We start from the raw sequence: 25,998 nt of genomic DNA, 5'->3' as shown, positions 1-25,998 counted from the left end.
TCAGGACCTCTCCGGTACGCGTCGACGCCGCCAGCCGCGTCGCGGCCGGTCGGTGTCCCGCTCGGCCAGCGCCCGGCGCTGGATCAGGGTGAGCACGATGATGATCAGGAACAGGACGAACGAGATCGCCGCGCCGGAGCCGTAGTCGAAGTCCCGGAAGGCGGTCCGGTACGACAGGTACGCCGGGGTGAGCGTGGTCTTGGCCGGGTCGCCCTGGCTCATCACGTACACCTGGTCGAAGACCTGCCAGGAGCCGATCATGCCGAGGGTGAGCACCAGGAAGGTGGTGGGTCTGATCATCGGCAGGGTGACGTACCGGAAGCGCTGCCACCGGGACGCGCCGTCGAGGGTGCTGGCCTCGTCAAGCGTTACCGGCACGTTCTGCAGCCCGGCGAGGAACATCAGCATGAAGGTGCCGGACGTGGTCCAGACGACCAACGTGATGATCGACATCATCGCCACGCTCGGGCCGGCCAACCAGTCCCACCAGGTCAGCCCGAACGGGCCGCCGTTGGTCAGTGCCGCCGGTGGCGAGTCCACGCCGACCGCGCCGAACAGCAGGTGCAGCACGCCCCGGGAGTCGGCGAACCACTCCGGGCCGTCGATGCCGAAGAAGCCGAGCAGCGCGTTGACCGCGCCGGAGTTGGCGAAGAGGAACAGGAACACCACGCTGATCGCGACCGAGCTGGTCACCGAGGGGAAGTAGAAGGCGCTGCGGAAGAAGCTCTTGCCCTTGAGCATCCGGTTGTTGACGACCAACGCCAGCCCGAGCGCGAGCACTGTCTGTGCCGGCACCACGATCGCCACGTAGTAGATGTTGTTGCGGATGCTCGTCATGAAGTCGCGGCGGGCCAGCCCGTCCTCGGTGAACAACTGGGTGTAGTTGTGGCCGCCGACGAACGGGACGTCGCCGGTGAACGGGCTGCCCTGGCCGTTCCAGTCGGTGAGGCTGACCCAGAGCGCCATCAGGATCGGCAGCAGCAGGAACAGCCCCAGAATGACGATCACCGGCGCGACGAAGAGCCAGCCGGCGAGGTTCTCGTTGCTGCGGATGCCGCCCCTGCGTCGGCGGGGGCCCGACCCGGGCGCGGTCGCCGCGGCGGTCAGTGTCTCGGTTGCCATCTTCTCTCCCTCCCTTCCTCTCTCCGGCCGACGTGCGGCGGGGGCCCCGGTGATCCGCCGGGGCCCCCACCGTCACCTCAGCTGCCGCCGAGCGCCGCCTTGGCGTTCTTGTCGAAGTTCTGCAGGATGGTCTTCGGGTCGCCGTTGGTCAGCCCCTGCAGACCGGTGTCGAGGTCCTTGAGGACGCTGTCCATCTTCGGGGCGTTCACCGGGCCCTGGGCGTACGCGGCGCCGTCGATGAACACCTTGTCGGCCGGGAAGGCGGCGGTGTACTGCTCGCCCGCCGACTGCCGGGACGGCATGACGCCGAACGCTTTGGCGAAGGCCATCTGCTGCTCGCCGCTGGTCATCGCCTCGACGAACTTGATCGCCTGGTCCTTGTGCTTGCTCTTGGCGGCAACACCCCAGCACTGGGTGAAGGAGAGCGTGCCCTGCCCCTTGGGGCCGGCCGGCAGCGCCACGACCTTGTACTTCACGTTCGGGAAGTCGTTCTGCAGGGCACCCTTGATCCAGTTGCCCTCGATGGTCATCACGGCCTTGCCCTTGCCGAACGCCTCACCGGACCAGCCGGCGTCGAGCTGCTTCGGGTACTTGGCCAGACCGGTGGTGAGCATGGTCTTCACGTACTGGAGGGCGGCCAGGTTCTCCGGGGTGTCCGCCGTGGGCTGCTTGCCGTCCTTGCTGGTCAGCCAGCCACCGTTCTGCACCATGAAGGCGCCGATCCGGTCCCGGGTGTCACCGATGGCCAGCGGGACCTGCCCCTTCGCCTTGATCTTCTGGGCGACCGCGGTGAGCTGGTCCCAGGTCGTCGGCACGTCGGCGTCGGTCAGCCCGGCCCTGGTCCACAGGTCGGTGTTGATCTGGAGGGCCAGGGTCGAGAAGTCCTTCGGCGCGCAGTAGAGCTTGCCGTCGTACGTGAAGGCGGTGCGCAGGCTCTCGTAGAAGTCGCCCGGGTTGCTGACCTTGTCGCCGTACGGCTCAAGGGCGCCGACGCTCGCGTAGTTGGCGAACTGGGCCGCGTCCACGTAGAAGACGTCCGGCGGGGTGCCGCCGGCGAGAGCCTGACCGAGCTGCTGGGTGAGGTCCTGCGCCGGGGTGACAGTCGCGGTGTTGCCGGAGCTGCCGGCCCACTTCGCGGCGGCGTCCTGCACCGCCTTGGTCTCGGCCTCGCCGGACGAGCCGATCAGGATCTGCAGGCTGGCCGGCCCGCTGGACTGGGCGGTGTCGCCGGAGGAGTCGTCGAAGCCGCTGCCGCAGGCGGCGGAGCCGAGGAGGGCGACGGCGGCGAGGCCGGCCACCGCTGCCCGGGTGATTGTTCGGGGTGCCATGGTTTCTCCTGGTGGGGGGTGTGGGACTACGCGGTGTGCCGCAGCGCCAGCGAGGGCTGGAGCAGCACGGGGGTAGGGGTCTCGTGGTCGCCGTCGAGGACCCCGGTGAGCAGGTCCACGCAGCGGGCGGCGGCGTCGCCGAGCGGTTGGCTGACGCTCGTCAGCCCGACCGCGGCGGCCACCGGCGTGTCGTCGAAGCCGATCACCGACACCTGCGGATCGACGCCGCGGATCGCCTGGAGGGCACCGAGGGCGAGTGAGTCGCTGGCGCAGACCACGGCGCTCGGCGCCACGGCGACGAGCAGGTCACGCATCAGCCGCTCCCCCTCGGCGATGCCGTCCTCGGTCTCCCGGTGCAGCCCGGTCGGGTCGACGCCGGCTTCGCGCAGCGCGTCGCGCCAGCCGGCCCTCCGGTCGTCGCCGACGCCGGAGCCGTCGGGCCAGCCGATGAAGGCGATCCGCCGGTGGCCGGCGTCCAGCAGGCGCCGGGTGGCCTGGGCGGTGCCGGCGGCGCCGTCCACGTCCACCCAGGGGTGCGCGTCGAGCGCGTCCCACGGGCGGCCGAAGGTCACGAACGGTACGTCCCGGTCGGCGAGCCATTCGGTACGCGGGTCGCCGTACTTGGTGCCCACCAGCACGAACGCGTCCAACTCGTAGGTGCCGAGCAGGTCGCCGTAGGTGGCGATCTCCCGTTCGTCGTCGGTGGCGGTGTAGAGCAGCACCCGGTAGCCGGCGGCGTCGGCGGTCTCGGTGAGGCCGTGCAGGAAGCGGTCGAGCACGGAGCCGTTGATGCCGTCGCGGGTCGGGTCGATGCGGGCGGCGATGAGGCGGGACCGGCCGGTACGCATCTGTCGGGCGGCCTGGTTGGCCCGGTAGCCGAGCGCGTTGATTGCGTCCTGGACCCGCTGACGGGTCTCCTGCCGCACGATGTGCGGGCTGTTGATGACGTTGGACACGGTCTGCCGGCTGACTCGGGCGTGCCGGGCCACCGTCGCGATGGTCACCTTTTCGGCCACTTAATCCCTCTCGCCATCTTGAACGATCCAATTTGGATAAGGCAGGATTGGATCGTTCAAGTTTCTGGAATGTTTCGCACTTTGCACCGCTAGGGGCGCGTTGTCAAGATGGCCGCCCCGCACCCCGAGGATCTGGAGCCACACCGTGATCGAACGCCAGCTGCAACCCCTCCTGCACGAGTTGGTAGGGGTGGTCTTCGCCCCGACCAGCGCGCTGGGGGACGCGACCGGGCAGATCCGCCCGACCGGCGTCCAGGGCGTCTTCCACGCCGACGCCCGGGTGCTCTCCCGCGCCGAGCTGCGGGTCGACGAACGGGAACTCGAAGGGCTGACCCGCGGCGACGACGGCCCACACGGTGCACGCTTCGTTGGCCTGGCCCGCTGGCTCGGCGACCCCACCCCCGACCCGACGGTCCGCGTCGACCGCCTGCGCCGGGCCACCCGCAACGGCCTCAGCGAGGAGCTGCGGGTCGTCTCCACCGCCACTGTCGACGTAAACGCCACCGTCACCGTCGACCTCGGCTGCGACCTGGCACCCATCGAGGCCGTCAAGTCCGGTAGCGCCGCCGCCGCGCTGGAGGTCAAGACCGGCCAGCCGGGCGTGCTGACCTGGTCGGGAGCGGGAATCACAGTCACCGTCACCGCGTCCGGCGCGGACGTGCTGGCCGACGCCGAGCGTGCGACCGCGCCACGGCTGGCGTGGCCGGTTCACCTGCCTCCCGGCGGCGAGACCGTGCTGCGCTGGCAGTTGACCGTCGAGGACCCGCGCGCCGTCGTCGTCGGCCCAGCCGGCGAGCCAGAGTGGTCCCGACCCGAGGTGACCGCCGACGACCGCCGCCTCGTCCGACTGCTGGACCGCAGCCTCGACGATCTGCGCGGCCTCCGACTGGCCGAGACCGGCGCACCCGGGGACGTGTTCCTCGCCGCCGGCGTGCCCTGGTTCCTCACCCTGTTCGGCCGGGACAGCCTCTGGGCCGCCCGGATGATGCTGCCGCTCGGCACCGACCTGGCCGCCGGCACCCTGCGCGTACTCGCCCGCCGGCAGGGCACCCGGTTCGACCCGGCGACCGGCGAAGCCCCCGGCAAGATCCTGCACGAGCTGCGCCGACACGAGTTCACCGTGCCCGGCAACGGCCTGCGCCTACCGCCGGCGTACTACGGCACCGTCGACGCCACGATGCTCTGGGTCAACCTGCTGCACGACGCGTGGCGCTGGGGCATGCCCGCCGAGCAGGTCGAGCCCTTGCTGCCGCACCTGGAGGCGGCTCTGCGCTGGCTCGGCGAGCACGCCGACCCGGACGGCGACGGCCTGGTCGAGTACGTCGACACCACCGGACACGGGCTGTCCAACCAGGGTTGGAAGGACTCCGGTGACGCCGTCCGATTCCGCGACGGCACCCTGGCCACCGCGCCGATCGTGCTGGCCGAGGTGCAGGGTTACGCGCACGAGGCGGCCGTGAACGGAGCCGCCCTCCTGGACGCCTTCGGCCGACCGGACGCCGACCGCTGGCGCGAGCACGCCGCCGCGCTTGTCGGCCGGTTCCGCAGGAGCTTCTGGGTCGACGGCCGCCACGGCCCGCAGCCGGCGCTCGCCCTCGACCGCGACAAGCGCCCGGTCGACTCGCTGACCAGCAACATCGGCCACCTGCTCGGCACCGGCCTGCTCGACCGGGACGAGGAAGCCCAGGTCGCGCACCTGCTCACCACGGACACAATGGCCGCCGGGTTCGGGCTGCGGACCATGTCCAGCGACGACGCCGGCTTCAGCCCACTGTCGTACCACTGTGGCTCGATCTGGACCCACGACACAGCCATCGTGCTCGGCGGGCTGGCCCGCGCGGGGCACCGGGAGGCCGCGCTCGGCCTGACCGAGGGGCTGCTCAGCGCGGCCGAGGCGTTCGACTACCGGATGCCGGAGCTGTACGGCGGCGACGACCGCTCACTGCTGAACCGGCCGGTGCCGTACCCGGCCGCGTGCCGACCGCAGGCGTGGGCCGCTACGGGTGCGGTGCTGCTGCTCCAGGCCGCCGCGGGGCTCTACCCGGACGTGCCGGGCGGCACGGTCCGACTGGCACCCCTGGCGGGAGCAGAGTTGGGTGCCGTGGCGGTCGACGGCCTCCGCGTGGCCAACACCCCGGTGCACGTGTCTGTCGACCGCACCGGCGACGCCACTGTCACCAACCTCCCCACCCCGCTAACCCCAACCCCAACTCTCCCTACCCAACGCCGCCCAAAAACCCGAACCCACCCCGCCTAACCCGTCCCCACCCGCGCCCGTCCCCGCCCCACCCCCCGCCGGTCGATCATGGAGTTGTGGTGGGCGACAGCTCCGTGTACGCCCCTTTTGTGGGGCACCACAACTCCATGATCGACGCCGGCCCAGGCCCGCCGTCAGGGGGTTCGTTCGGCGATCAGCTCTTCGTCGTCGACCGCGCCTGTCGGGTGGAAGCCCAGGGACTCGTAGAGGGCGGCAGCCTGGGTGTTGTCGGGGTGGTACGAGAGGCGGACCGGGGGTTTGCCTTCTCGGGCCGCCAGCCAGGGAGCGAGGGTCTGCACGGTGGCCCTGCCGACGCCCCGGCCCTGCTCGGCGGCGTCGATCAGCATCCCGCCGATCCAGTGTGAGCCGTCGTCGTCCACTCCCCACATGACGTGACCGACGACGGTCTCGTCGGCGTACACCGCGAGCGAGTTCCACACCTCGGAGCGGGTGCTCAGCAGCAGATAGCGCGCGCCCAGCGCGGCCACGAAGCGGCGCTGGTCGTCGCGCGGGGCGACGTCGGCCACCGCACGCCAGTTGTCGTCGTCCACCGGCCGCAGCGTCACTCGCCGCCCGCGCCGGTCCAGGTGTCCACCATCAATCATCGGCGGATGCTACCCGGTCCGCGTGCAGAGATCTTGGACAGTTTCCGTCAGCGCGTGACGGTAACTGTCCAAGATCTGCGCCAGTAACGAGGGAGCGGGAAGGTCTGAGCTCAGTCGAGCAGGGCGTCCAGGCCGACGGTGAGGCCGGGGCGGTTGCGCACCGCGCGGACGGCCAGCAGCACACCCGGCATGAACGACACCCGGTCGTACGAGTCGTGCCGGATGGTCAGTGTCTCGCCGGTACCGCCGAACAGCACCTCCTGGTGGGCCACCAGGCCGGTGGCGCGCACCGCGTGGACGCGTACCCCGTCGATGTCGGCGCCGCGCGCACCCGGCACCTCGTCCTTCGTGGCGTCCGGCACCGGGCCGAGGCCGGCCTCGGCGCGGGCCCGGGCGATCTGCCGGGCGGTGTGGGTGGCGGTGCCACTCGGGGCGTCCAGCTTGCGCGGGTGATGCTGCTCGATGATCTCGACGGACTCGAAGTGTCGGGCTGCCCGCGCGGCGAACTGCATCATCAGCACCGCGCCGATACCGAAGTTCGGGGCGATGACCACGCCCACCTCGGGCCTGTCGGCCAGCCAGCCGCGCACCTGCTCCAGCCGCTGCTCGGTGAAGCCGGTCGTGCCGACCACCGCGCTGATGCCCTGCTCGATGCACCACTGGAGGTTGTCCATGACGACGTCCGGCGTGGTGAAGTCGACGACCACCTCGGCGGTGGAGACGGCGGAGCGGTCGTCACCCTGGTCGATCGACGCCACCAGGGCGAGGTCGTCGGCGGCGTCGACCGCCTTGCAGACCTCGATGCCCATCCGGCCACGGGCACCGAACACGCCGACCCGCACCAGCCCGGCGGGGGTCTTCTCCTGCTCGTCAGTCACGGGGCACAACCTATCCCAATCGGGACGGGCCCTTCCGGCCGGATCCGGGGCATCCACCCGCCGGGATGCCACGCCCGAAAGGGCCTCACCGCGCTGCGGCAGAAGGACTCGGGCCGCGCTGGGGACGGAAGGATTCAGCCCGCGCGACGGCGGAAGGACTCAGACCGCGAAGTCGCCCGCACCGAAGGGGCCTACTACGGCCAACGACATCGGCCGGCTGAGCAGCTCGGCGGCGAGCACGTTCACGTCCTCCACGGTGACCTCGTCGACCCGGCGGAGCAGCTCGTCGACAGGCATCAGGTCGCCGTAGAGCAGCTCACCCTTGGCCAGGCGGCTCATCCGGGAACCGGTGTCCTCCAGGCCGAGCACGAACGAGCCCTTGCTCATCCCCTTGCCCCGGGCCACCTCGGCCTCGGTCAAGCCGTCGGCGGCCACCCGGGCCAACTCGGCGCGGGTCAGGGCCAGCACCTCGTCCACCTTGCCCGGCGCGCAGCCGGCGTAGACGGCGAACAGGCCGGTGTCGGCGTACTGGCTGGCGTAGGAGTACACCGAGTACGCGAGGCCACGCTGCTCGCGGATCTCCTGGAACAGGCGGCTGGACATGCCACCGCCGAGCACGTTGTTGAGCACCCCGAGAGCGAACCGCCGATCGTCGAGCCGGTCGATGCCGGGGCAGCCGAGGATGACGTGTGCCTGCTCGGTCTCCTTCGGCTCCACCACCGTGGTCGCCGGCTTGGTGCGTACCGCCGGGGTCGCCGCGCGGTGCGGCGCCGGGCTGGCCGGGTCGCTGTCCAGCGGGGTTCCGCGCACGGCCTGACGGACCATCTTGACCACAGCGGCGTGGTCGAGGTTGCCGGCGGCGGCGATGACGATCTGCGGCGCGGTGTAGCGACCCCGGTAGAAGGTCTGGATCTGCCGCCTGGTCATCGGGGTGACGGTCTCCGCGGTGCCGGAGATCAGCCGGCCCAGCGGGTGATCGCCGTAGACGGCCTGGACGAAGAGGTCGTGCACCTCGTCACCCGGCTCGTCGTCGTGCATGGCGATCTCCTCCAGGATCACGCCACGCTCGGTCTCGACGTCGGCCGGCTCCAACAGCGAGTCCGCGACCAGGTCGCACATCACGTCGATCGCCAGCGGCAGGTCCTCGTCCAGCACGCGGGCGTAGTAGCAGGTGTATTCCTTCGTGGTGAAGGCGTTGGTCTCGCCACCCACCGCCTCGATCTGCGAGGAGATCTCCAGTGCGGTGCGCTTGTGGGTGCCCTTGAAGAGCAGGTGCTCGAGGAAGTGCGCGGCACCCGCCTGCGGGCCGGTCTCGTCACGCGAGCCGACCGCCACCCAGATGCCGAACGAGACGCTGCGCATCGCCGGAATCGCCTCGGTGAGGACGCGCAGGCCGCTGGGCAGCACGGTACGACGTACCGTGCCGCCCAGCGGGTCGTCGCTGAGCGTCCGGGTCACCGCGCGGGCGGTGCCGCCGGAGCGGCCCGCCCCGGTGTCCCGAACTCGACTCGCTTGGCTGGCCCGCCAGCCGTGGGCCACCCCCCGTCGATCCGGTGGAAACGGCGCGCTGATGGCCCGACTCACGACTTGCTCCCGGTTCGACGAGGGGTGGGTGATGCGTTGTGCGACGGTCAGCTGTGCCGGGTCCGACGGCGCGGACGCTCGCCGCCCTCGCCACCTTCGCCGCCGCCACCCTCGCCGCCGCGCTCCGGGCCACGCCCGCCACGGTCGCCGCCACGCTCGCGGTCGCCACGGTCACGCGGAGCCCGGTCGCCCCGGTCCCGACCAGCCGGCCGGTCGCCAGCGGCGGCCTCACCGGCGGCCGGAGCCTCGGTGCCCTCCGGGCGGACCTTGTCGAGGTAGATCTTGCCGCGGGCGTCGATGTCCGCGATCTCGACCTCGACCCGGTCACCGACGTTGAGGAAGTCCTCGACGCGCTCGACCCGCTTGCCGTCGCCCACCTTGGAGATGTGCAGCAGGCCGTCACGGCCCGGCAGGAGCGAGATGAACGCGCCGAACGCGGCGGTCTTGACCACAGTGCCGAGGAACCGCTCGCCCTGCTTCGGCAGCGTCGGGTTGGCGATGCCGTTGATCCGGTCGACGGCCGCCTGGGCCGACGGGCCGTTGGTGGCGCCGACGTAGATCGTGCCGTCGTCCTCGATGGAGATCTCGGCGCCGGTCTCGTCCTGAATCGCGTTGATGGTCTGCCCCTTCGGGCCGATCACCATGCCGATCTTGTCCACCGGGATCTTGACGGTGGTGACCCGCGGCGCGTAGTCGGACATCTCGGCCGGAGCCTCGATCGCCGCCTTCATGACGCCGAGGATGATCTGCCGGGCCTCGTTCGCCTGCTGCAACGCGGCGGCCAGCACGTCCGACGGGATGCCGTTGAGCTTGGTGTCGAGCTGGAGCGCGGTGACGAACTCCGGCGTGCCGGCGACCTTGAAGTCCATGTCACCGAACGCGTCCTCGGCACCGAGGATGTCGGTCAGCGTCACGTACTGGGTCTTGCCGTCCACCTCGTCGGAGATGAGCCCCATCGCGATGCCGGCGACCGGCGCCTTCAGCGGAACACCCGCGGAGAGCAGGCCCAGCGTCGACGCGCAGACCGAACCCATCGAGGTGGAGCCGTTGGAGCCGAGCGCCTCCGACACCTGCCGGATGGCGTACGGGAACTCCTCGCGCGACGGCAGCACCGGGATCAGCGCGCGCTCGGCGAGGGCGCCGTGGCCGATCTCGCGACGCTTCGGCGAGCCGACCCGGCCGGTCTCACCGGTCGAGTACGGCGGGAAGTTGTAGTTGTGCATGTAGCGCTTGCGGTTCTCGGGGGACAGCGTGTCCACCATCTGCTCCATGCGGAGCATGTTCAGCGTGGTGACGCCCAGGATCTGGGTCTCGCCCCGCTCGAACAGCGCCGAACCGTGCACCCGGGGCAGCACGCCGACCTCGGCGGTCAGCGCCCGGATGTCGCGCGGGCCACGCCCGTCCATGCGGACCTGCTCGCGCAGCACGCGGTTGCGCACCTCGGACTTGGTCAGCGACCGGAAGGCAGCGCTGAGCTCCTTCTCCCGACCCTCGAACCGAGCGCCCAGCTCCTCGGCGACCCGAGCCTTGACCCGGTCCAGGGCCTCCTCGCGGTCGGCCTTGCCGGCGATGGTGATCGCCTCGGCCACGTCACCGCGAGCGAACTCGGCGACGGCGTCGTAGATGTCGTCCTGGTAGTCCAGGAAGACCGGGAACTCGGTGACCGGCTTGGCGGCGACCTCGGCCAGCTCGCTCTGCGCGCGGCACAGCTCGCGGATCGCCGGCTTGGCGGCCTCCAGGCCGCTGGCGACGACCTCCTCGGTCGGGGCGGTGGCACCGGCCGAGATGAGGGCGACGGCGTTCGGGGTGGCCTCGGCCTCGACCATCATGATCGCGACGTCGCCGTCCTCGAGCGTGCGGCCAGCCACGACCATGTCGAAGGTGGCGCGAGCCAGCTCCTCAAGGGTCGGGAAGGCGACCCACTGGCCGTCGATGTGGGCGACGCGGGTCGCCCCGATCGGGCCGGAGAACGGCAGGCCGGAGAGCTTGGTCGACATCGAGGCGGCGTTGATCGCCACGACGTCGTACGGGTGCTGCGGGTCGAGCGCGAGGATGGTCTCGACGACCTGGACCTCGTTGCGCAGGCCCTTGACGAAGGACGGGCGCAGCGGCCGGTCGATCAGCCGGCAGGTGAGGATCGCGTCCTCGCTGGGCCGACCCTCACGGCGGAAGAACGAGCCGGGGATGCGGCCCGCGGCGTACATCCGCTCCTCGACGTCGACGGTCAGCGGGAAGAAGTCGAACTGCTCCTTCGGGTGCTTACCGGCGGTCGTGGCGGAGAGAACAACCGTCTCGCCCAGCTGGGCGATGACGGAACCGGCGGCCTGGCGAGCCAGCCGACCGGTGGAGAAGGTGATCTCGCGGGTGCCGAAGGACCCGTTGTCGATCACGGCGGTGCGGGATTCGGTGCCGAGTTTGGTCTCGGTCATGTGCTGTCGTGCTCCTTCGCGTCGTGGGCCCACGACATCGGGGAGCTGCTCAGCCGGCCGGTCTTCGATCGAAGCGCCCGGGTGGCCGGCATGATGCCGGGTTCCCGGGGGCCACTACCGGAGACCGGTACGCTGACCGGCTCCCTCTCGGGTGGTCGCGCGGCCCGTGTTTCTTCAGGTGGGACGCGGTACGGGGGAGTAGCCGAGCGGCCACTCCCCCGTCACGTCACCGGCGCAGACCGAGCCGCTCGATGAGCGACCGGTAGCGGGCAATGTCCTTCTTCTGGACGTAGTTGAGCAACCGCCGGCGACGGCCGACCAGCAGCAGCAGCCCACGGCGGCTGTGGTGGTCGTGCTTGTGCACCTTCAGGTGCTCGGTCAGCTCGGCGATCCGCTTGGTGAGGACCGCTACCTGGACCTCCGGCGAACCGGTGTCGCCCTCGGCGGTCGCGTACTCCGCGCGGATGCTGGCCTTGGCTTCCTGATCGAGCGCCATGTTCTCCCTGTTTCGATGGGTTGATCAAGTGGGTGTCCGTCGTCCCGATGGACCGGGAACGGACCGGTACCTCGCACCCGCGGCGTCGAGCAGGCACGCGAGGCCCCACGCCGGTCACCCGACGTCCCGGCAAGACTACCAGCACTCGCCGGTAACACCCGGCGAAGGGCCTCGGTGGCGGCCCGGCGCCCCGGCACGATCAGGCCAGTACGCGCCGGGTGCGCTCGACGTCCTGATTCATCTGGGCGATCAGCGGCTCGATCGAGTCGTACCGGATCTGGCCCCGCAGGTGCGCCACGAAGTCCAGGGCCAGCCGCTCGCCGTACAGGTCGCCGGAGAAGTCCAGCGCGTACGCCTCCACCCGTCGCTCCCGGCCGGAGAAGGTCGGGTTGGTGCCCACGGACACCGCCGCCAGCAGCGGCTCGTGCTGACCGCGGCGGATCAGCCGGGCCGCGTACACGCCGTCGGCGGGCACCGCCGCATACCGGTGGCAGAGCAGGTTGGCGGTGGGGAAGCCCAGCTCCCGGCCCCGCTGGTCGCCGCGGACCACGACGCCCTCCACCCGGTGTGGGCGGCCCAGCGCGCCGGCCGCCGCGCCCACGTCACCCGCGTCGACGCAGGACCGGATGTACGTGGAGGAGAAGACGGTGCCGGCCTCGGCGACCAGCGGGGCGCCCTCCACGCCGAAGCCGAACGTCTGACCCAGCCGTTCCAACAACGCCACGTCGCCGGCGGCCCGGTGCCCGAAGCGGAAGTTGCCGCCGACCACCACCAACGCGGCGTGCAGGTGCTCGACCAGGACGTCGTGCACGAACTGCTCGGCCGGCACCCGGGAGAACTCCGGGGTGAACGGCACCACGCAGAGCACGTCCACGCCGAGCGCCTCGATCAGCTCGGCCTTACGGGCCGGCTCGGTGAGCACCGCCGGGTGCGAACCGGGGCGGACCACCTCGGCCGGGTGCGGATCGAAGGTGACCACCACCGACTGCACGCCCAACTCGCGGGCCCGGGCCACGGCGTGCCCGATGGTCGCCTGGTGCCCCTTGTGCACACCGTCGAAGACGCCGATGGTGACCACCGAGCGTCCCCATCCGCCAGGCGCCGCGTCGTAGCCCCGCCACCGCTGCATGCCGTTCCTCTCTGCTGTCCCGCCGGCCGGCGGGTCGACACCGCCGGCCGCGGGCCGACGGACCTGCGCTGCGCTGTCAGGCCGGTGCGAGCACGATCTCCGCGCGGGCCCGCCCGTCCCGCTCGCTGACGATAGCGATCAGGCCGCCGGCCGGCCCGAAGACGGCGTACGGCCCGGAGAGGCCGGCCGGGTCCAACGGCCCACCGTGGGCGAGCACCCGGGCTTCGTCCGGCGTGGCCTCCCGGCGCGCGAAGAACCGGTCGGCCGCCGCGTCCAGTGGCAGGTTCACCACGTCCGGGGCGCGCTGTTCCAGCTCGTCGAGGGTCGCCGCCTCGGCGAGGGTGAAGCCGCCCACCGCGGTGCGCCGCAGGGCCGTGAGGTGCCCGCCGACGCCGAGCGCCAGGCCGACGTCCCGGGCGATGGCCCGGATGTACGTGCCGGAGGAGCAGGTCACGTCGACGTCCACGTCCACCACGTCCGGCTCGGTGCGACGGATCGCCAGCACCTCCAACCGGGAGATGGTGACCCGCCGCGCCGGCAGCTCGACGCTCTCCCCGTCGCGGACCCGCTTGTACGCCCGCTGCCCGTCGATCTTGATGGCGCTGACCGCGCTGGGCACCTGGTCGACCTCGCCGCTCAGTCCGGCCAGCGCCGAGGAGATCGCGTCGTCGGTGACCTGCCCGGCCGGGACGGTGGCGGTCACGTCGCCCTCGGCGTCGTCGGTGACTGTGGTCTGGCCGAGCCGGATCGTGCCGGTGTAGCTCTTGCCCGCGCCGATCACGTAGGTCAGCAGCCGGGTGGCCCGGCCGACACCGATCACCAGCACGCCGGTCGCCATCGGGTCGAGGGTGCCGCCGTGCCCGACCCTCCGGGTCTTCGCCAGTCGGCGGATGCGCGCCACCACGTCGTGCGACGTCATGCCGCCGGGCTTGTCGACCACGATCAGACCATCGGTGCTCACGTCGGCCAAGCCTGCCAGATGGCCCGTACTCCGCGGGGCGTGGGCACGCCCCGCGTGACCCGAGCCTCCGCTCACGAGGTCTGCGCCGCTTCGTCGGGACGAGGCGTCCATCCGGCGGGAGGTAGGGCCGGGCAGCCGTGCCCGGTTCCGCGCTGGTGCCCGGGCCCTACCATCTGCTCGCACGCCATCAGCGGCGGCGACATTGACGGGGGAAGCATGGACAACACGTCGTCGAGCGAGCCCACACCGCAGGACCCGGTCGATCCGCCGCCGCCCGCCGCGGTAGCGCAGGTCAACCCGGTGCAGCTACCGGATTGGCTCCGCACATCGCCGACCGAGCACCAGCCGACCGGGTGGGACCGGGTCCGTTTCTTCTCGGCCCGGCACAACGGGGCCATGCTGCTCGGCCTCGGGCTGGTGCTGGCGCTGCTGATGGTCGTCGGCGGGGTGGTGTTGGTCGGTCGGGTCGCCGACGGTGTCCGCGCGTCCGCCTCGGCGAGCCCGACACCGACCCTCACCCCGCCGGTGAGCAGGGTCGGCGAACCACGCGACCTGTTCGCCGGATCACCGGCGGCCTCCTTCGCGCCAGCCGAGGAGGCCGTGCGGATGCCGGCGGCCAAGGGCACCGGGCCGTTCACCGCGACCCAGGTGCGGACAGCGCTGGAGTCGGTGCGCAAGGCACTGATCGAGGGCCGGGTCGACATCTCGATGTTCTCCGGGGATCCGGAGCCGTTCCTCGCGCTGCTCGCCCCGGACGCTCGCGAACGGCTCCGGGGCGACTTCACCAATGGCAGCTTCCTGCGGTACGCCACCAGGATGGCGTCACCGTCGGAGTGGGAGTTCGGCGTCCGCGCCGACGGCCGGGTCAGTTACCGGGCCACCACACAGAACGGCATCCGACTGCTGGAGGTTTCCACGGAGTTCGTCTGGGCGTACCCGTTCGACGTGGACCTGCGGGCCCCCGCCGGCGCCACAGTGGTGGCACTACGCGACCGGGTGGTGTGGCAGGTGCCGCACCCGGACGACGTGCCGGCTTCCTCCCGCGGCCTCTGGATCACCTCGGCGGAGGCCGTGACCTGGAACGCGGACTGCGCTCAGCTCCGTGAGGGCTGGGTGCAGGAGCAGTTCTGGATCGCCGATGTGCACCGGGACCGGATACCCGCGGGCGACCCGGGCACCATCTTCGACCTCGACGCGCCCGCGCCGACCACCACGCGCTGCTGACCGGCGGGTCCCGGCGACCGGTCAGCGGACCGCGCCGGTCACCGCCCACCTGCCGTTGCGCAGTCGCAGCAGCAGGGCGACCAGCCGGATCACCACGAACACTGTGAGCCCGGCCCAGATGCCGCCCAGCCCGAGGTTGAGCGCGTACGCCAGCCAGATGGCCGGCAGGAAGCCGCCGAGCGCCGCCACGATGGTGAGGTTGCGCAGGTAACGCACGTCGCCGGCACCGATCAGCACGCCGTCGAGGGCGAACACCACCCCGGCCAGCGGCAGCATGACGACGAACCACGGCCAGGCCACCATGGCCTGCTCGCGTACCCCGGCATCGGAGCTGAACCACGACGGCACCACGCCCGTGCCGGCGGCGACGAGCAGCGCGAAGCCCACCCCGCAGACGCCGCCGAGCAGCCCGATCCGGCGGGCGAGCGCCCGCGCACCCGCGGCGTCGCCGGCGCCGAGCGCGGCACCGACCAGGGACTGCGCGGCGATGGCGAGGGCGTCGAGGACCAGCGCGGTGAAGAACCAGAGTTGCAGGGCGATCTGGTGGGCACCGACGGCGGCGGCGCCGAAGCGGGCGGCGACGGCGGTCGCGGACAGGAAGCTGGCCTGGAACGCCAGCCCACGGATCAGCAGGTCCCTGCTGAGCACCAGTTGCTGGCGGATCACGCGGGGTTGAGGGCGCAGCGACACCCGTTCACCGACCAGGGCGGCGGCGAAGAGCACTCCGCAGAGCGTCTGTGCGACGACGTTCGCCACGGCCGAGCCGACCAGACCCAGCCCGCCGGGGTAGACCAGCAGCGGGCAGAGCAGCGCGGAGAGCAGGTTGGGGCCGAGCACGAAGTACAGGGGGCGGCGAGTGTCCTGCACGCCGCGCAGCCAGCCGTTGCCGGCGGCGGCGAGGAGCAGGCCGGGAGCGCCGAGGGCCGCGATCCGCAACCACTGGGCGGCGGCGTCGGCGACCTCGCCACCACCACCGGCGAGGGTACGGGCGAGCGCGCCCCCGCCAAGCTGCATGCCGATCGCGATCAGCAGACCGACACCGAGCGCCAACCAGGACGACTGGACGCCCTCGGCGACAGCGGCGGCCCGGTCACCCGCGCCGAAGCGGCGGGCCGTGCGTCCGGTGGTGCCGTAGGCGACCACGGTGCCCACCCAGGCGGTGAGCGTCATGACCGTGCCGCCGACGGCGAGCGCGGCGAGCGGCACCCGGCCGAGGTGACCGACCACTGCGGTGTCGACCAGCACGTAGAGCGGCTCGGCGGCGAGCACCACGAGGGCCGGCAGGGCGAGCGCGGCGATCCGCCGAGGCGAGGCGGGTCGGTGGGCGGTGGTGACGGTCTGGCTCATCGCGGCCGATCCTGGCACGGCTGCGGTAAGGATCGCAATACCGCCGACTACTTACCTCCGCCGGTGCGCCCGGAGCTGGCCGAATCGCCCGACCGCACCGATCCGAGGATCACCGTCGGCGGCGTCGGATCACTGGCGGGTGTCCATCGACGTCTGCAGCGCGCGGCGGGCCTGCTCGCGGGCGTCGTCGGTGGTGGTCTCGGGCTTGGGCTTGTTCGGCATGGTGGCGCTCCTCTTCCCAGGGCGTGAGCCGCCGACACGCGGCGGCCCTCACGGGCGGTCCTGCTGAGCGCCCCACGGCGGTCCGGGGTTACCGGAGCAGCCGACTGGGCAGCGTGAGCCCGGGTCGATCCGACCCTGGAGGGAGGCAGCGCGGGGTGTGGCACCACCGCCCATGACCTGCACCGCTAGGCGGCACCGGCCTTCTCCCAAGTTATCGTTCAGGTCCACATACTGCTTACGGTTCCCGCCATTTGGACGGTCGGCAACCCGGCTCAGCGGGCCAGGAAGTGCCAGCCCAGCCACCACCAGAACCCGAACAGACCGATCCGGCCCACCGGCACCGAACCGACCTCGTAGCGCATCACGTAGGCACAGACCTCGCCGAGGGTGGGGATCCGCGACCCCTCCCGCCGGGCCATCCACTCGACCACCGCGAAGAGGATCAGCGCGGCGAGGAAGCCGCCGATCGCGAGCGCGCGCATCATCGCCGCACCAGCCCCCAGAAGGCGGCCAACCAGGCGAACCAGGCTGCCGACCTGGTCAGTTGATCCTCCAGGAGAGGATCGGCCAGCCGGGAGAAGGTGGGGAAGTCATCGCCGGCGGCGAGCACGAAGGTCACGCCCTCGAAGACCCCGAAGACCACCACCGGCACCGCCCACCAGGCCGCTCCCGCGCCCAGCCGGCGCGGCGCCGGCCGGCGGGGCACCCGGTTGCTCAGACCGAGCCAGATCAGCACCCCACCCGTCCCGAGGGTGAACAGATTCGCCTCGGTCGAGAAGGACGCGAACCGGCCACCGACGAGCGAGAGGCAGACGAGGACGGGAACGGAGACGGCGGGCCGGTCCCAGGCGCGGGGGGCCTCCACGGTGAGGTCGTGCGGCTGCTCCATCCCGCAATTCTTCCCGGTATCACGGAACGCGGGAAGACCAACACTCCCCGGAGCTGACCCTGATCTTCCAGACCGGCAGATCGATGGCGGCCGAAGGCGCGTCAGCCGATGAGCGCCGCGTCCAGCTGACCGCGGATCGACTCGACCACCTGCTCGACGGTGCCCCGACCGGTGAACCCGGCCGCGAACGTGTGCCCACCACCGCCCAGCGCCACCGCGACCCGACTGACGTCCACAGCGCCCTTGCTGCGCATCGACACCGCCCACTCGGCCGGCCTGGTCTGCTTCACCACACAGCTCACATCCGCCTCGGCGGTGCAGCGCACGGAGTCGATCAGCGCCTCCAGCACGTACGGCCGCTGGTCGTGCCGGGCCAGGTCATCGAGGGTGGCGAAGGTCCAGACCAGACCCCGACCTCCGGCGGCGGCCGGCTCCAGTCGAGCCCGGCCGAGCACCTCGCCGAAGAGGCGGACCGCGCCGAAGGGCCGGGTGTCGAAGACCTGCCGGGAGATGTCACCCGGTGAGATCCCGGTCGCCAGCAGTCGGGCGGCCATCTGGTGCACCGCCGGAGTGGTAGCCGCGAACCGGAAGGAACCGGTGTCAGTGGTCAGCGCCACGTAGAGGCACTCGGCGATGGCCGGATCCACCACCACCCCGAGCCGGGCCAGCAGTTGCTCGACCACGACCGACGTGGCCGCCGCCCCCGGGTCGACCAGGTTGACGGTGCCGAAACCGGGGTTGGAGGCGTGGTGGTCGAGCACCAACGCCGCACCCGCCGACGACAACCGCCCGGCCAACTCGCCGAGACGCGACTCGCTCGCCGCGTCGAAGCAGATCAGCAGATCGGGCGCCGGGTCGGCGGCGTCCGCCGGGACCAGCAGATCCAGACCCGGCAGCCCCCGGAACGGCTCCGGAACCTCCGGCGGCCCGGGAAAGGTCGCCTGCACGTCGCGTACGCCGAGCTGCCGCAGGCCCAGACCGAAGCCGAGCATGCTGCCCAGCGCGTCGCCGTCCGGATTGATGTGGCAGATCAGCAGCACCCGGGCGGTCGGCGGGAGAGCCCGCACCAACGCCTCGGCCTCGGCCCACGCCGCCTCGGTCGGGCCGAGCCCGGTCGAGGCGACGAACGCTGCGCTGGCGGTGCTGGTCACCGCGCTTCCCCACCCCGCGGGGTCTCCTTGACGTCGGCCTCGTCGGCCTCGTCGGCCTCGTCCGTCTCGTCGTCCTCGTCATCCACCCGGTACGGCTGGGCCTCGCCCGCGTACTTCGCCTGGGCGGCGAGCCGCTGCACCTCGGCGTCGGCGTTGCGGGCGGCGGCGAGCAGGTCGTCGATGTGCTTGACCTGGTCCTGTACGTCGTCGAGGACGAAGGCGAGCGTCGGCGAGTGGCGCAGCCCGAGCGCCTTGCCGACAGTGCTGCGCAGCATCCCCTTGGCGCTCTCCAGCGCCGCGGCGGTGTCCGCCTGGGCCACCGAGTCCCCGAGCACCGTGTAGAAGACCGTCGCGTCGCGCAGGTCAGCGGTAATCCGGGCGTCGGTGATGGTGATCATCCCGAGCCGCGGGTCCTTGATCTGGCTCCGCACCACCGACGCGACCAGCTCACGCACCCGTTCCGCGTGCCGGCGTACCTTGGCCGGATCAGACATCTCGCCACCTCCACGGCGTCCTGCTTCCGGTCGACCCGGCGACCCGGAGGCCGCCGGCCGACCGGCCAACATCTCGAACACTACCTTCGGGGCCGCTCCGGTCGCCCGGCACAGCCGGCACCATGGTCAGTCGTCGTCCACGCCGTAGAGCCGGCGTCGAACAGACAGCAACTCGACCTCGGGGCGATTGGCCACCAGGCGCTCACAGGAGTCGAGCACCTCGCGGACGTGCGCCGTCTCGGCGGCCACCACGGCCACCGCCAGTTGCGCTCGACCATGCAGGTCGAGCGCACCCACCTCGGCGGCCGACACCTCGAAGCGGCGCAGCGCCGCCACGATCGGCCGTACATATGATCTCTTGGCTTTGAGCGACCGGGAGTCGCCCGGCAGCAGCAGGTCGAAGACCGCGGTTCCGGTGAACATCGCCCCGGACGATACCGCCAACCCGCCCCGCATGATCAAGGGGTTTACGCCACTCGGCGTAAACCCCTTGATCAGCGTGTCACTGCCGGATCAGGCGCGAACCTTCTCCCGCATCTCGAAGGTCTCGATGACGTCGCCGACCTGGACGTTGTTGTAACCACCCAGGGTCAGACCGCACTCGAAGCCCTCGCGGACCTCGGTGGCGTCGTCCTTGAACCGCTTGAGCGAGGTGATCGTGAGGTTGTCCGCCACGACCGTCCCGTCCCGAAGCAGTCGAGCCTTCGCGTTGCGTCGGATGATGCCCGACCGGACGATGCAACCGGAGATGTTGCCGATCTTGGACGAGCGGAAGACATCGCGGATCTCCGCGCTGCCCAGCTCGGCCTCCTCGTACTCCGGCTTGAGCAGGCCCTTGAGCGCTGCCTCGATCTCCTCGATGGCCTGGTAGATGACGGTGTAGTACCGGATCTCCACGCCCTCGCGGTCGGCCATCTCACGGACCTTGTTCGAGGCCCGCACGTTGAAGCCGATGATCGTGACCGGCTCGGACGAGGCGCTCGCGAGCATGACGTTGCTCTCGGTGATCGCGCCGACGCCCCGGTCGAGGACCTTGAGCTGAACTTCCTCGGGGATGTCGAGGTTGAACAGCGCGTCCTCCAGGGCCTCCACCGAACCGGAGACATCGCCCTTGAGGATGAGGTTGAGCGAGGTCTTCTCGCCCTCCTTGAGCTGCTCCATGAGCGTCTCAAGAGTGGCCCGGCCACGGGAGTTGGCGAAGGACGCCGCCCGCCGCCGTGCCTGCCGCTGCTCGGCGATCTGCCGCACCGTGCGGTCGTCCGCCGCGGCGAGGAAGGTGTCACCCGCACCGGGCGGCGCGGTCAGACCCAGAACCATGACCGGACGCGCCGGACCAGCCTCGGAGAGCTGGTTGCCGTTCTCGTCGAGCATGGCCCGGACCCGGCCGTGCGCCCCACCGGCGACGATCGAGTCGCCCGCCCGCAGGGTGCCCTTCTGCACCAGCACCGTCGCCACCGCACCGCGGCCCTTGTCCAGGTGTGCCTCGATGGCCACACCCTGCGCCGGCCCGTCGATCGGAGCGGTCAGCTCCAGTGACGCGTCGGCGGTCAGCAGGACGGCCTCGAGCAGTTCCTCGATGCCGATGCCCGGCTTGGCTGCCACGTTGACGAACATGGTCTCGCCGCCGTACTCCTCAGCGACCAGGCCGTACTCGGTCAGCTGCTGGCGGACCTTGTCCGGGTTGGCGTCCGGCTTGTCGACCTTGTTGACCGCGACCACGATCGGCACGTCGGCCGCCTTGGCGTGGTTCAACGCCTCGATGGTCTGCGGCATCACGCCGTCGTCGGCCGCGACGACCAGGATCACGATGTCCGTGACCTGGGCACCACGGGCACGCATGGCGGTGAACGCCTCGTGACCCGGGGTGTCGATGAACGTGACCGCCCGGTCCTCGCCCTCGTGCGGGACGTGGACCTGGTACGCACCGATGTGCTGGGTGATGCCACCCGCCTCACCGGCCACGACGTTCGCCTTACGGATGGCGTCGAGCAGCTTGGTCTTACCGTGGTCGACGTGACCCATGACGGTCACCACCGGCGCACGGCTGACCAGACGCTCCTCGGCCACCTCCGCGTCGAGGTCGATGTTGAACTGCGCGAGCAGCTCGCGGTCCTCGTCCTCCGGGCTGACGATCTGGATGTCGAAGCCCAGGTGCTCACCCAGCAGGTGCAGGGTGTCGTCAGAACAGGACTGGGTCGCGGTCACCATCTCGCCCAGGTTGAACATCTCCTGGACCAGCGAACCCGGGTTGGCGTTGATCTTGTCGGCGAAGTCCGACAGCGAGGCGCCACGGGAGAGCCGGACGACCTGACCCTGACCCCGGGGAGCACCCGAGCTCATGGTCGGAGCCGACAGGTTGTCGAACTCCTGTCTGCGCTGCTTCTTGGACTTGCGACCGCGCGTCGGCCGACCACCCGGACGCCCGAAGGCACCCGCGGCGCCGCCGCCACGGCCACGACCGCCCGCACCCGGACGACCGCCGCCACCGGCCGGACCACCCGGACGGAAACCGCCACCGGGAGCACCGCCACCGCCACCGGGACCGCCACGGTAGCCACCGCCACCGCCGGCACCCGCGCCGCCACCAGGGCCGCCGCGGTAACCGCCACCGCCACCGGCGCCACCACCGGGACCGCCACGGAAACCACCGCCACCGCCACCGGGACGACCGGCGCCACCGCCACCGGGGCGACCAGCGCCACCGGGGCCGGGACGACCAGCAGCCGGGCGCTGGCTCGGCATGGACGCCGGGCTGGGCCGCGGCGGCATGGAGTTCGGGCTCGGCCGCGGCGGCATACCCGCCGGGGTGTTGGGCCGAGGGCCACCCGCACCGGCGGCCGGGGGCCGCTGCTGCTGGCCACCCTGGATGCCGAACGGGTTGTTACCGGCGCCACGCGCCGGCGGACGACCGCCGGGGCGGGCACCCGGACCCGGAGCCGGCGTGCTCGGACGAGCTGCCGGGGAACCGGGACGGGGCGGCATCGCCGCGGGACCGGGCCGAGGGCCGGGACGGTTACCGCCGTCGGCCGGAGGCTCCCGGCGAACGGGGTTGTCCCGCTGCTGCTGGCGGGCGGCCTGCGCGGCCTTGACCGCGGCCTCCTGCTCAGCCTTCAGCGCGGCGGCACGCGCCTCCGCGGCCGCCACCTCGATGTCGTGGGCACTCGCCGGCTTGGCGACCGGGGTCGCCGACTGCGGGGCACCGGGAACCGGACCCTTGGGCTTGGGACCGGGTGCCGGCGCGGCCGGCCGCCGAGGCGGCATCGGCTTGGCCGAGACCCGGGGCGCGCCCGGGGCCGGGGTTGGCGTCGGGGTCGGGTTTGAAGCCGGCGTCGACGCGGGCGCCGACGGGGCGGCCGGAGCCGGGGCTCCGGCGGACGCGACGAATGCGTTACGCAGCCGCCGGGCGACAGGCGCCTCGACGGTGCTGGACGCGGACTTCACGAACTCGCCCATTTCCTTCAACTTGGCGAGAACGGTCTTACTCTCGACCCCGAGCTCTTTTGCAAGCTCGTGAACGCGGGCCTTGCCTGCCACTGCACTCCTCACTCCGAGGTCGTGCGGGCAGCACCCGCAGCGACCTCACTCGTGCACTTGAAGCCTGGTCATTTCAGGGACTTCATCGTGTGCTCATGTCGGTCGTCCTACCCTGCTAGCGACCCTCGCCCGGTCGGGCTGACCGGACGTAGTGGTTGGCGCATCGACGTGCTCCGCCAGCGCACCGTGGTCGAGGACCTCGGTGCTGCGCAACGCACGCCCGAAGGCGCGGCGCCGCACCGCCAGCGCGAAGCAGGCCGGATCCGGGTGCATGTTCGCTCCCCGACCCGGCAGCCTGCGGCGCGGATCAGGCCGGAGGCTGTGACCAGCCTCGTCCCTGACCGCGACGATCCGCAGCAATTCGCTGGCCGGCGCACGTTGCCGGCAACCCACACAGGTGCGCTCCGGCAGCGCGCGTCGTACCACTGGAGGAAGTCTACCCCTAGCTGCCCGAGATCGCGCCGCCCGGCTCCCGCACGTGATCAGTTACCCCACGCGCTGCCGGTGCGGTCTGCTCCGCATCGGACCGAATGTCGATCCGCCAACCGGTCAATCGGGCCGCGAGTCGGGCATTCTGCCCCTCCCGACCGATGGCGAGCGAGAGCTGGAAGTCGGGAACCGTCACCCGGGCGGCGCGGTTGGCCAGGTCGACCACCTCGACCCGCAGCGCCTTGGCCGGCGACAACGCGTTGCCGACGAAGGTGCCCGGGTCGTCCGACCAGTCGATGATGTCGATCTTCTCACCGTGCAGCTCGCTCATCACGGCACGCACCCGCTGACCCATCGGGCCGATGCAGGCGCCCTTGGCGTTCACCCCGGGGGTGGTGGAGCGCACGGCGATCTTCGTGCGATGGCCCGCCTCACGGGCGATCGCACCGATCTCGACGGTGCCGTCGGCGATCTCCGGCACCTCCAGCGCGAAGAGCTTCTTGACCAGAGCCGGGTGCGACCGGGACAGGGTGATCTGCGGCCCGCGCATGCCCTTGGCCACGTGCACCACGACGCAGCGGACCCGCTCGCCGTGCGCGTACCGCTCGCCGGGCACCTGCTCGGACTGCGGCAGCACGCCCTCCAGCTTGCCCAGGTCGACGCTGACGATGCCCTTCTCAGTACGCGTCTCGTGCGCCTGCACCACGCCGGTGACCAGGTCACCCTCACGGCCGACGTACTCACCGAAGTGCACCTCGTCGGTGGCCTCCCGCAACCGCTGGAGGATCACCTGCTTGGCGGTCATGGCGGCGATCCGGCCGAAATCGTGCGGGGTGTCGTCCCACTCCCGCACCAGGCTGCCGTCGGCATCCATCTCCTGGGCGTACACCAGGGCGGCGCCCGACCTGCGGTCGATCTCCACCCGTGCGTACGGTTCGGCCCCGTCGGTGTGCCGGTAGGCGGTCAGCAACGCGGTCTCGATCGCCGCGAGAATCGTGTCGAACGGGATCTCCCGCTCGCGCTCGAGTGCGCGCAGCGCCGCGAGGTCGATGTTCACCTCTCCTCGTCCTCCACATCATCTTCGTCGTCGATGTCGTCTGAATCGTCGAACTCGTCGGAATCGTCCGCGTCGTCGAACTCGTCCTCCGGCTCACCGAGCTCGGCGAGCCGGGTGAACTCGACCTGCACACGGCCGGGGCCCAGCTGGGCGTACGCCCAGGCGGCGCGGCCGTCGTCGGTCTCCAGGTGCACGCCCTCGTCGTCGGCCGCGACCACCCGGCCGGTCAGCTGACGGTCACCGGCGGGCTGTTCGCCGCGCTGGCCGGGCAGCGTGGCCGCGCCCCGGACGGTGACCTTCACCAGCCGGCCCACGTTGCGCCGCCAGTGACGGGGCAGGGTGAGCGGCCGGGCGACGCCGGGCGAGCTGACTTCCAGTTGGTACTCGCCGGCGACGATGTCGCCACCGGTTTCCTCGGCGGCGTCCAGCGCGGCCGAGACCTTGCGGGAGACGTCCGCGACGGCGTCCAGGTCGATCCCGCCGTCGGTGTCCACCATCACGCGCACCACGTGCCGGCGGCCGGCCCGGGAGACCGACAGGTCCTCCAGGTCGTAGCCGGCGTCGTTGACCACTGGCTCGATCACGGCCCGCAGTCGGTCCCGCCGCGCGGCGAGGTCACCGCCGCGGGGGCCCGCAGCACCGCGGGGCTGACCCGTCGGCCTGGTGGCACGGCCACGCTGCGTCATCTCCGCACCCTCTCCCTGGTCGACGGGGACCGGTGTTCCCGCCATGCCGGCACGCCACCGGAGTGGACACGCCGGTGGTTGCGCAGAGCGTAACGCGCCTGCCGGGCGGCGGACCGGGCGGCGCACCGACGCCGGTGACCCCCGGAGCGGCACGGATGGTGTTGACTTGTCCGGTGGGGATCGGCAGAACGACACAGCGCGACCAAGCATCCGGACATTCCCGGCGAAAGCTCCTGAGCGTCGGGGCGCTGCTGGTGCTCGGCGGCGCCGTGACGCCGCTGACCGGCTGTGATCTTTTCGACCGCGACGACCAACCGACCCCACCGCCCGACCCGCTGCGGCCGATGGTGGACGAGTCACTCGCGCTGGCCGCCGCGTACCGGGCGACCGCGACCGCCCACCCCGAGCTCGCCGACCGGCTCAACCCGATCGCCGAGACGCACACCGCGCACGCCACCGAGCTGGCCCGGGTGATCGGCGTGACAGTGCCGTCGGCGGCCCCCGCCACCCCGACCACCGCCCCGGCCGCCGATCCGAACGGCGCGCGCGCCGCCCTGCGGGCGCTGGAGAAGACCGCCCAGCAGTCCGCCGCCGCCGCCTGCGCCGCTGCGCCCGCGGAGCGGGCGGCGCTGCTCGGGTCGATAGTCGCCGCCCGGGCAACCCACCAGGAGGCACTGAAGTGAGGCAGCCGTCCGCCGGGGAGGCACTAGCCTCCGCCCTGTCCGCCGAGTACGCGGCCATCTACGCCTACGGACGGATCGGTGTCCGGCTCAGCGGAGCTGCGCGGGACGCGGCACGCCAGGCGGAGGCCGCGCATCGACGCCGGCGCGACGCGCTGGTGGTGCAGCTCACCACGGCCGGCGGCGTCGTTCCGCCGGACCGCGCCGGGTACGCCCTGCCGTTCCCGGTCACCGACCGGGCCAGCGCCCTGCGGCTCGCCGCCGAGGTGGAGGAGCGCACGGCCGCGCACTGGCGGGCTGCCCTGGCATCCACCACCGGGGCCGACCGGGACCAGGCGTTGGCCGCCCTGGTCGAGTACGCCGTGCGGGCCACCCGGTGGCGGAAGACGGCCGGGCTGACCCCGCTGACTGTCCCGTTTCCCGGACGACCAACCTGAACCCGTCCACTCCGGTTGCGGTACGCATACCAGGTATGCATAC

The 25,998-nt window shown here is 71.7% G+C and carries 24 protein-coding genes; 4 read left to right on the top strand and 20 right to left on the bottom strand.

Features of this window, described 5'->3' with window-relative positions:
• From AB0B68_RS18225 to AB0B68_RS18215, 3 genes are all read right to left on the bottom strand, one after another.
• A complete protein-coding gene (locus tag AB0B68_RS18225) occupies positions 1-1,122 on the bottom strand; it encodes a sugar ABC transporter permease (protein WP_357261252.1) in 1,122 nt (373 codons plus the stop codon).
• Between the two features lie 77 nt (positions 1,123-1,199).
• Entirely contained in the window at positions 1,200-2,450 is a 1,251-nt protein-coding gene (locus AB0B68_RS18220) for an extracellular solute-binding protein (RefSeq protein WP_357195259.1), read from the bottom strand.
• A 26-nt stretch (positions 2,451-2,476) separates the two neighbouring features.
• Entirely contained in the window at positions 2,477-3,466 is a 990-nt protein-coding gene (locus AB0B68_RS18215; RefSeq protein WP_357261249.1) for a LacI family DNA-binding transcriptional regulator, read from the bottom strand.
• A 145-nt stretch (positions 3,467-3,611) separates the two neighbouring features.
• On the opposite strand from AB0B68_RS18215, the gene AB0B68_RS18210 reads away from it, so the two are divergent.
• Positions 3,612-5,723, top strand: coding sequence for a glycogen debranching N-terminal domain-containing protein (locus tag AB0B68_RS18210; RefSeq protein ID WP_357261246.1), 2,112 nt, complete (start codon positions 3,612-3,614; stop codon positions 5,721-5,723).
• Positions 5,724-5,857: 134 nt separating this feature from the next.
• On the opposite strand, the gene AB0B68_RS18205 is transcribed toward AB0B68_RS18210, so the two are convergent.
• From AB0B68_RS18205 to truB, 7 genes are all read right to left on the bottom strand, one after another.
• Positions 5,858-6,328 (bottom strand): GNAT family N-acetyltransferase, encoded by a 471-nt coding sequence (locus AB0B68_RS18205; protein WP_357208474.1) that lies wholly within the window; start codon positions 6,326-6,328, stop codon positions 5,858-5,860.
• A 110-nt stretch (positions 6,329-6,438) separates the two neighbouring features.
• Positions 6,439-7,206 carry a 4-hydroxy-tetrahydrodipicolinate reductase gene (dapB, locus tag AB0B68_RS18200; RefSeq protein WP_357208471.1) on the bottom strand — a complete coding sequence of 256 codons (768 nt, stop codon included), beginning with the start codon at positions 7,204-7,206 and terminating at the stop codon, positions 6,439-6,441.
• A gap of 159 nt (positions 7,207-7,365) precedes the next feature.
• Positions 7,366-8,790, bottom strand: a complete 1,425-nt coding sequence (locus AB0B68_RS18195; RefSeq protein ID WP_357261243.1) for a pitrilysin family protein — start codon at positions 8,788-8,790, stop codon at positions 7,366-7,368.
• 47 nt (positions 8,791-8,837) lie between these two features.
• Entirely contained in the window at positions 8,838-11,219 is a 2,382-nt protein-coding gene (locus tag AB0B68_RS18190; RefSeq protein ID WP_357208165.1) for a polyribonucleotide nucleotidyltransferase, read from the bottom strand.
• 226 nt (positions 11,220-11,445) lie between these two features.
• Complete coding sequence (gene rpsO, locus AB0B68_RS18185; RefSeq protein ID WP_030337594.1) at positions 11,446-11,715, bottom strand: 30S ribosomal protein S15; 270 nt, start codon at positions 11,713-11,715, stop codon at positions 11,446-11,448.
• A gap of 199 nt (positions 11,716-11,914) precedes the next feature.
• Positions 11,915-12,844 carry a bifunctional riboflavin kinase/FAD synthetase gene (locus AB0B68_RS18180; RefSeq protein ID WP_357208167.1) on the bottom strand — a complete coding sequence of 310 codons (930 nt, stop codon included), beginning with the start codon at positions 12,842-12,844 and terminating at the stop codon, positions 11,915-11,917.
• Positions 12,845-12,920: 76 nt separating this feature from the next.
• Complete coding sequence (gene truB / locus AB0B68_RS18175) at positions 12,921-13,823, bottom strand: tRNA pseudouridine(55) synthase TruB (protein WP_357261303.1); 903 nt, start codon at positions 13,821-13,823, stop codon at positions 12,921-12,923.
• Between the two features lie 198 nt (positions 13,824-14,021).
• On the opposite strand from truB, the gene AB0B68_RS18170 reads away from it, so the two are divergent.
• On the top strand, positions 14,022-15,029 hold the full coding sequence (locus AB0B68_RS18170; RefSeq protein WP_357207803.1) for a hypothetical protein: 1,008 nt from the start codon (positions 14,022-14,024) through the stop codon (positions 15,027-15,029).
• A 21-nt stretch (positions 15,030-15,050) separates the two neighbouring features.
• Here the strand turns inward: AB0B68_RS18170 and AB0B68_RS18165 are convergent, their stop codons facing one another.
• The 10 genes from AB0B68_RS18165 to rimP form a co-directional block, all read right to left on the bottom strand.
• A complete protein-coding gene (locus AB0B68_RS18165) occupies positions 15,051-16,376 on the bottom strand; it encodes an MATE family efflux transporter (protein ID WP_357261240.1) in 1,326 nt (441 codons plus the stop codon).
• Positions 16,377-16,870: 494 nt separating this feature from the next.
• The gene (locus AB0B68_RS18160; RefSeq protein ID WP_181548655.1) at positions 16,871-17,080 is read right to left on the bottom strand and encodes a DUF6186 family protein; all 210 of its coding nucleotides are present in this window, start codon (positions 17,078-17,080) and stop codon (positions 16,871-16,873) included.
• The gene (locus tag AB0B68_RS18155; protein WP_210784728.1) at positions 17,080-17,487 is read right to left on the bottom strand and encodes a hypothetical protein; all 408 of its coding nucleotides are present in this window, start codon (positions 17,485-17,487) and stop codon (positions 17,080-17,082) included. The genes AB0B68_RS18160 and AB0B68_RS18155 overlap by 1 nt, the downstream gene beginning before the upstream one ends.
• Before the next feature lie 101 nt (positions 17,488-17,588).
• The gene (locus AB0B68_RS18150; protein WP_357261237.1) at positions 17,589-18,638 is read right to left on the bottom strand and encodes a bifunctional oligoribonuclease/PAP phosphatase NrnA; all 1,050 of its coding nucleotides are present in this window, start codon (positions 18,636-18,638) and stop codon (positions 17,589-17,591) included.
• Positions 18,635-19,132 carry a 30S ribosome-binding factor RbfA gene (gene rbfA / locus AB0B68_RS18145; protein ID WP_357207796.1) on the bottom strand — a complete coding sequence of 166 codons (498 nt, stop codon included), beginning with the start codon at positions 19,130-19,132 and terminating at the stop codon, positions 18,635-18,637. Before rbfA ends, AB0B68_RS18150 begins: the two co-directional genes overlap by 4 nt.
• 126 nt (positions 19,133-19,258) lie before the next feature.
• Complete coding sequence (locus AB0B68_RS18140; protein ID WP_091400377.1) at positions 19,259-19,555, bottom strand: DUF503 domain-containing protein; 297 nt, start codon at positions 19,553-19,555, stop codon at positions 19,259-19,261.
• 90 nt (positions 19,556-19,645) lie between these two features.
• The gene (gene infB / locus AB0B68_RS18135) at positions 19,646-22,666 is read right to left on the bottom strand and encodes a translation initiation factor IF-2 (protein WP_357199285.1); all 3,021 of its coding nucleotides are present in this window, start codon (positions 22,664-22,666) and stop codon (positions 19,646-19,648) included.
• Positions 22,667-22,759: 93 nt separating this feature from the next.
• Positions 22,760-23,092, bottom strand: coding sequence for a YlxR family protein (locus tag AB0B68_RS18130; protein WP_357199288.1), 333 nt, complete (start codon positions 23,090-23,092; stop codon positions 22,760-22,762).
• A 16-nt stretch (positions 23,093-23,108) separates the two neighbouring features.
• Entirely contained in the window at positions 23,109-24,152 is a 1,044-nt protein-coding gene (gene nusA / locus AB0B68_RS18125) for a transcription termination factor NusA (RefSeq protein WP_357222018.1), read from the bottom strand.
• Positions 24,149-24,838 carry a ribosome maturation factor RimP gene (rimP, locus tag AB0B68_RS18120; protein WP_357261233.1) on the bottom strand — a complete coding sequence of 230 codons (690 nt, stop codon included), beginning with the start codon at positions 24,836-24,838 and terminating at the stop codon, positions 24,149-24,151. Before rimP ends, nusA begins: the two co-directional genes overlap by 4 nt.
• A 155-nt stretch (positions 24,839-24,993) precedes the next feature.
• Between rimP and AB0B68_RS18115 the strand changes: the two genes are divergently transcribed.
• Together AB0B68_RS18115 and AB0B68_RS18110 are read left to right on the top strand one after the other, a co-directional pair.
• The gene (locus AB0B68_RS18115; protein WP_357199298.1) at positions 24,994-25,521 is read left to right on the top strand and encodes a hypothetical protein; all 528 of its coding nucleotides are present in this window, start codon (positions 24,994-24,996) and stop codon (positions 25,519-25,521) included.
• A complete protein-coding gene (locus AB0B68_RS18110) occupies positions 25,518-25,955 on the top strand; it encodes a ferritin-like domain-containing protein (protein ID WP_030337610.1) in 438 nt (145 codons plus the stop codon). Before AB0B68_RS18115 ends, AB0B68_RS18110 begins: the two co-directional genes overlap by 4 nt.
• Positions 25,956-25,998 lie beyond the last annotated feature (43 nt).

The organism is Micromonospora sp. NPDC049049, from assembly GCF_040649115.1.
Taxonomy (GTDB): domain Bacteria; phylum Actinomycetota; class Actinomycetes; order Mycobacteriales; family Micromonosporaceae; genus Micromonospora.
The sequence above is the reverse complement of the archived record's forward strand: the minus strand, read 5'-3'. Positions and strand labels throughout refer to the sequence as shown.

Coding starts and splice junctions, on each gene's coding strand:
- AB0B68_RS18225 (WP_357261252.1), bottom strand. CDS start 1,122: ATGGCAACCGAGACACTGACCGCCGCGGCGACCGCGCCCGGGTCGGGC.
- AB0B68_RS18220 (WP_357195259.1), bottom strand. CDS start 2,450: ATGGCACCCCGAACAATCACCCGGGCAGCGGTGGCCGGCCTCGCCGCC.
- AB0B68_RS18205 (WP_357208474.1), bottom strand. CDS start 6,328: ATGATTGATGGTGGACACCTGGACCGGCGCGGGCGGCGAGTGACGCTG.
- AB0B68_RS18190 (WP_357208165.1), bottom strand. CDS start 11,219: ATGACCGAGACCAAACTCGGCACCGAATCCCGCACCGCCGTGATCGAC.
- rpsO (WP_030337594.1), bottom strand. CDS start 11,715: ATGGCGCTCGATCAGGAAGCCAAGGCCAGCATCCGCGCGGAGTACGCG.
- AB0B68_RS18180 (WP_357208167.1), bottom strand. CDS start 12,844: ATGCAGCGGTGGCGGGGCTACGACGCGGCGCCTGGCGGATGGGGACGC.
- AB0B68_RS18170 (WP_357207803.1), top strand. CDS start 14,022: ATGGACAACACGTCGTCGAGCGAGCCCACACCGCAGGACCCGGTCGAT.
- AB0B68_RS18165 (WP_357261240.1), bottom strand. CDS start 16,376: ATGAGCCAGACCGTCACCACCGCCCACCGACCCGCCTCGCCTCGGCGG.
- AB0B68_RS18160 (WP_181548655.1), bottom strand. CDS start 17,080: ATGCGCGCGCTCGCGATCGGCGGCTTCCTCGCCGCGCTGATCCTCTTC.
- AB0B68_RS18155 (WP_210784728.1), bottom strand. CDS start 17,487: ATGGAGCAGCCGCACGACCTCACCGTGGAGGCCCCCCGCGCCTGGGAC.
- rbfA (WP_357207796.1), bottom strand. CDS start 19,132: ATGTCTGATCCGGCCAAGGTACGCCGGCACGCGGAACGGGTGCGTGAG.
- AB0B68_RS18140 (WP_091400377.1), bottom strand. CDS start 19,555: ATGTTCACCGGAACCGCGGTCTTCGACCTGCTGCTGCCGGGCGACTCC.
- rimP (WP_357261233.1), bottom strand. CDS start 24,838: ATGACGCAGCGTGGCCGTGCCACCAGGCCGACGGGTCAGCCCCGCGGT.
- AB0B68_RS18115 (WP_357199298.1), top strand. CDS start 24,994: ATGGTGTTGACTTGTCCGGTGGGGATCGGCAGAACGACACAGCGCGAC.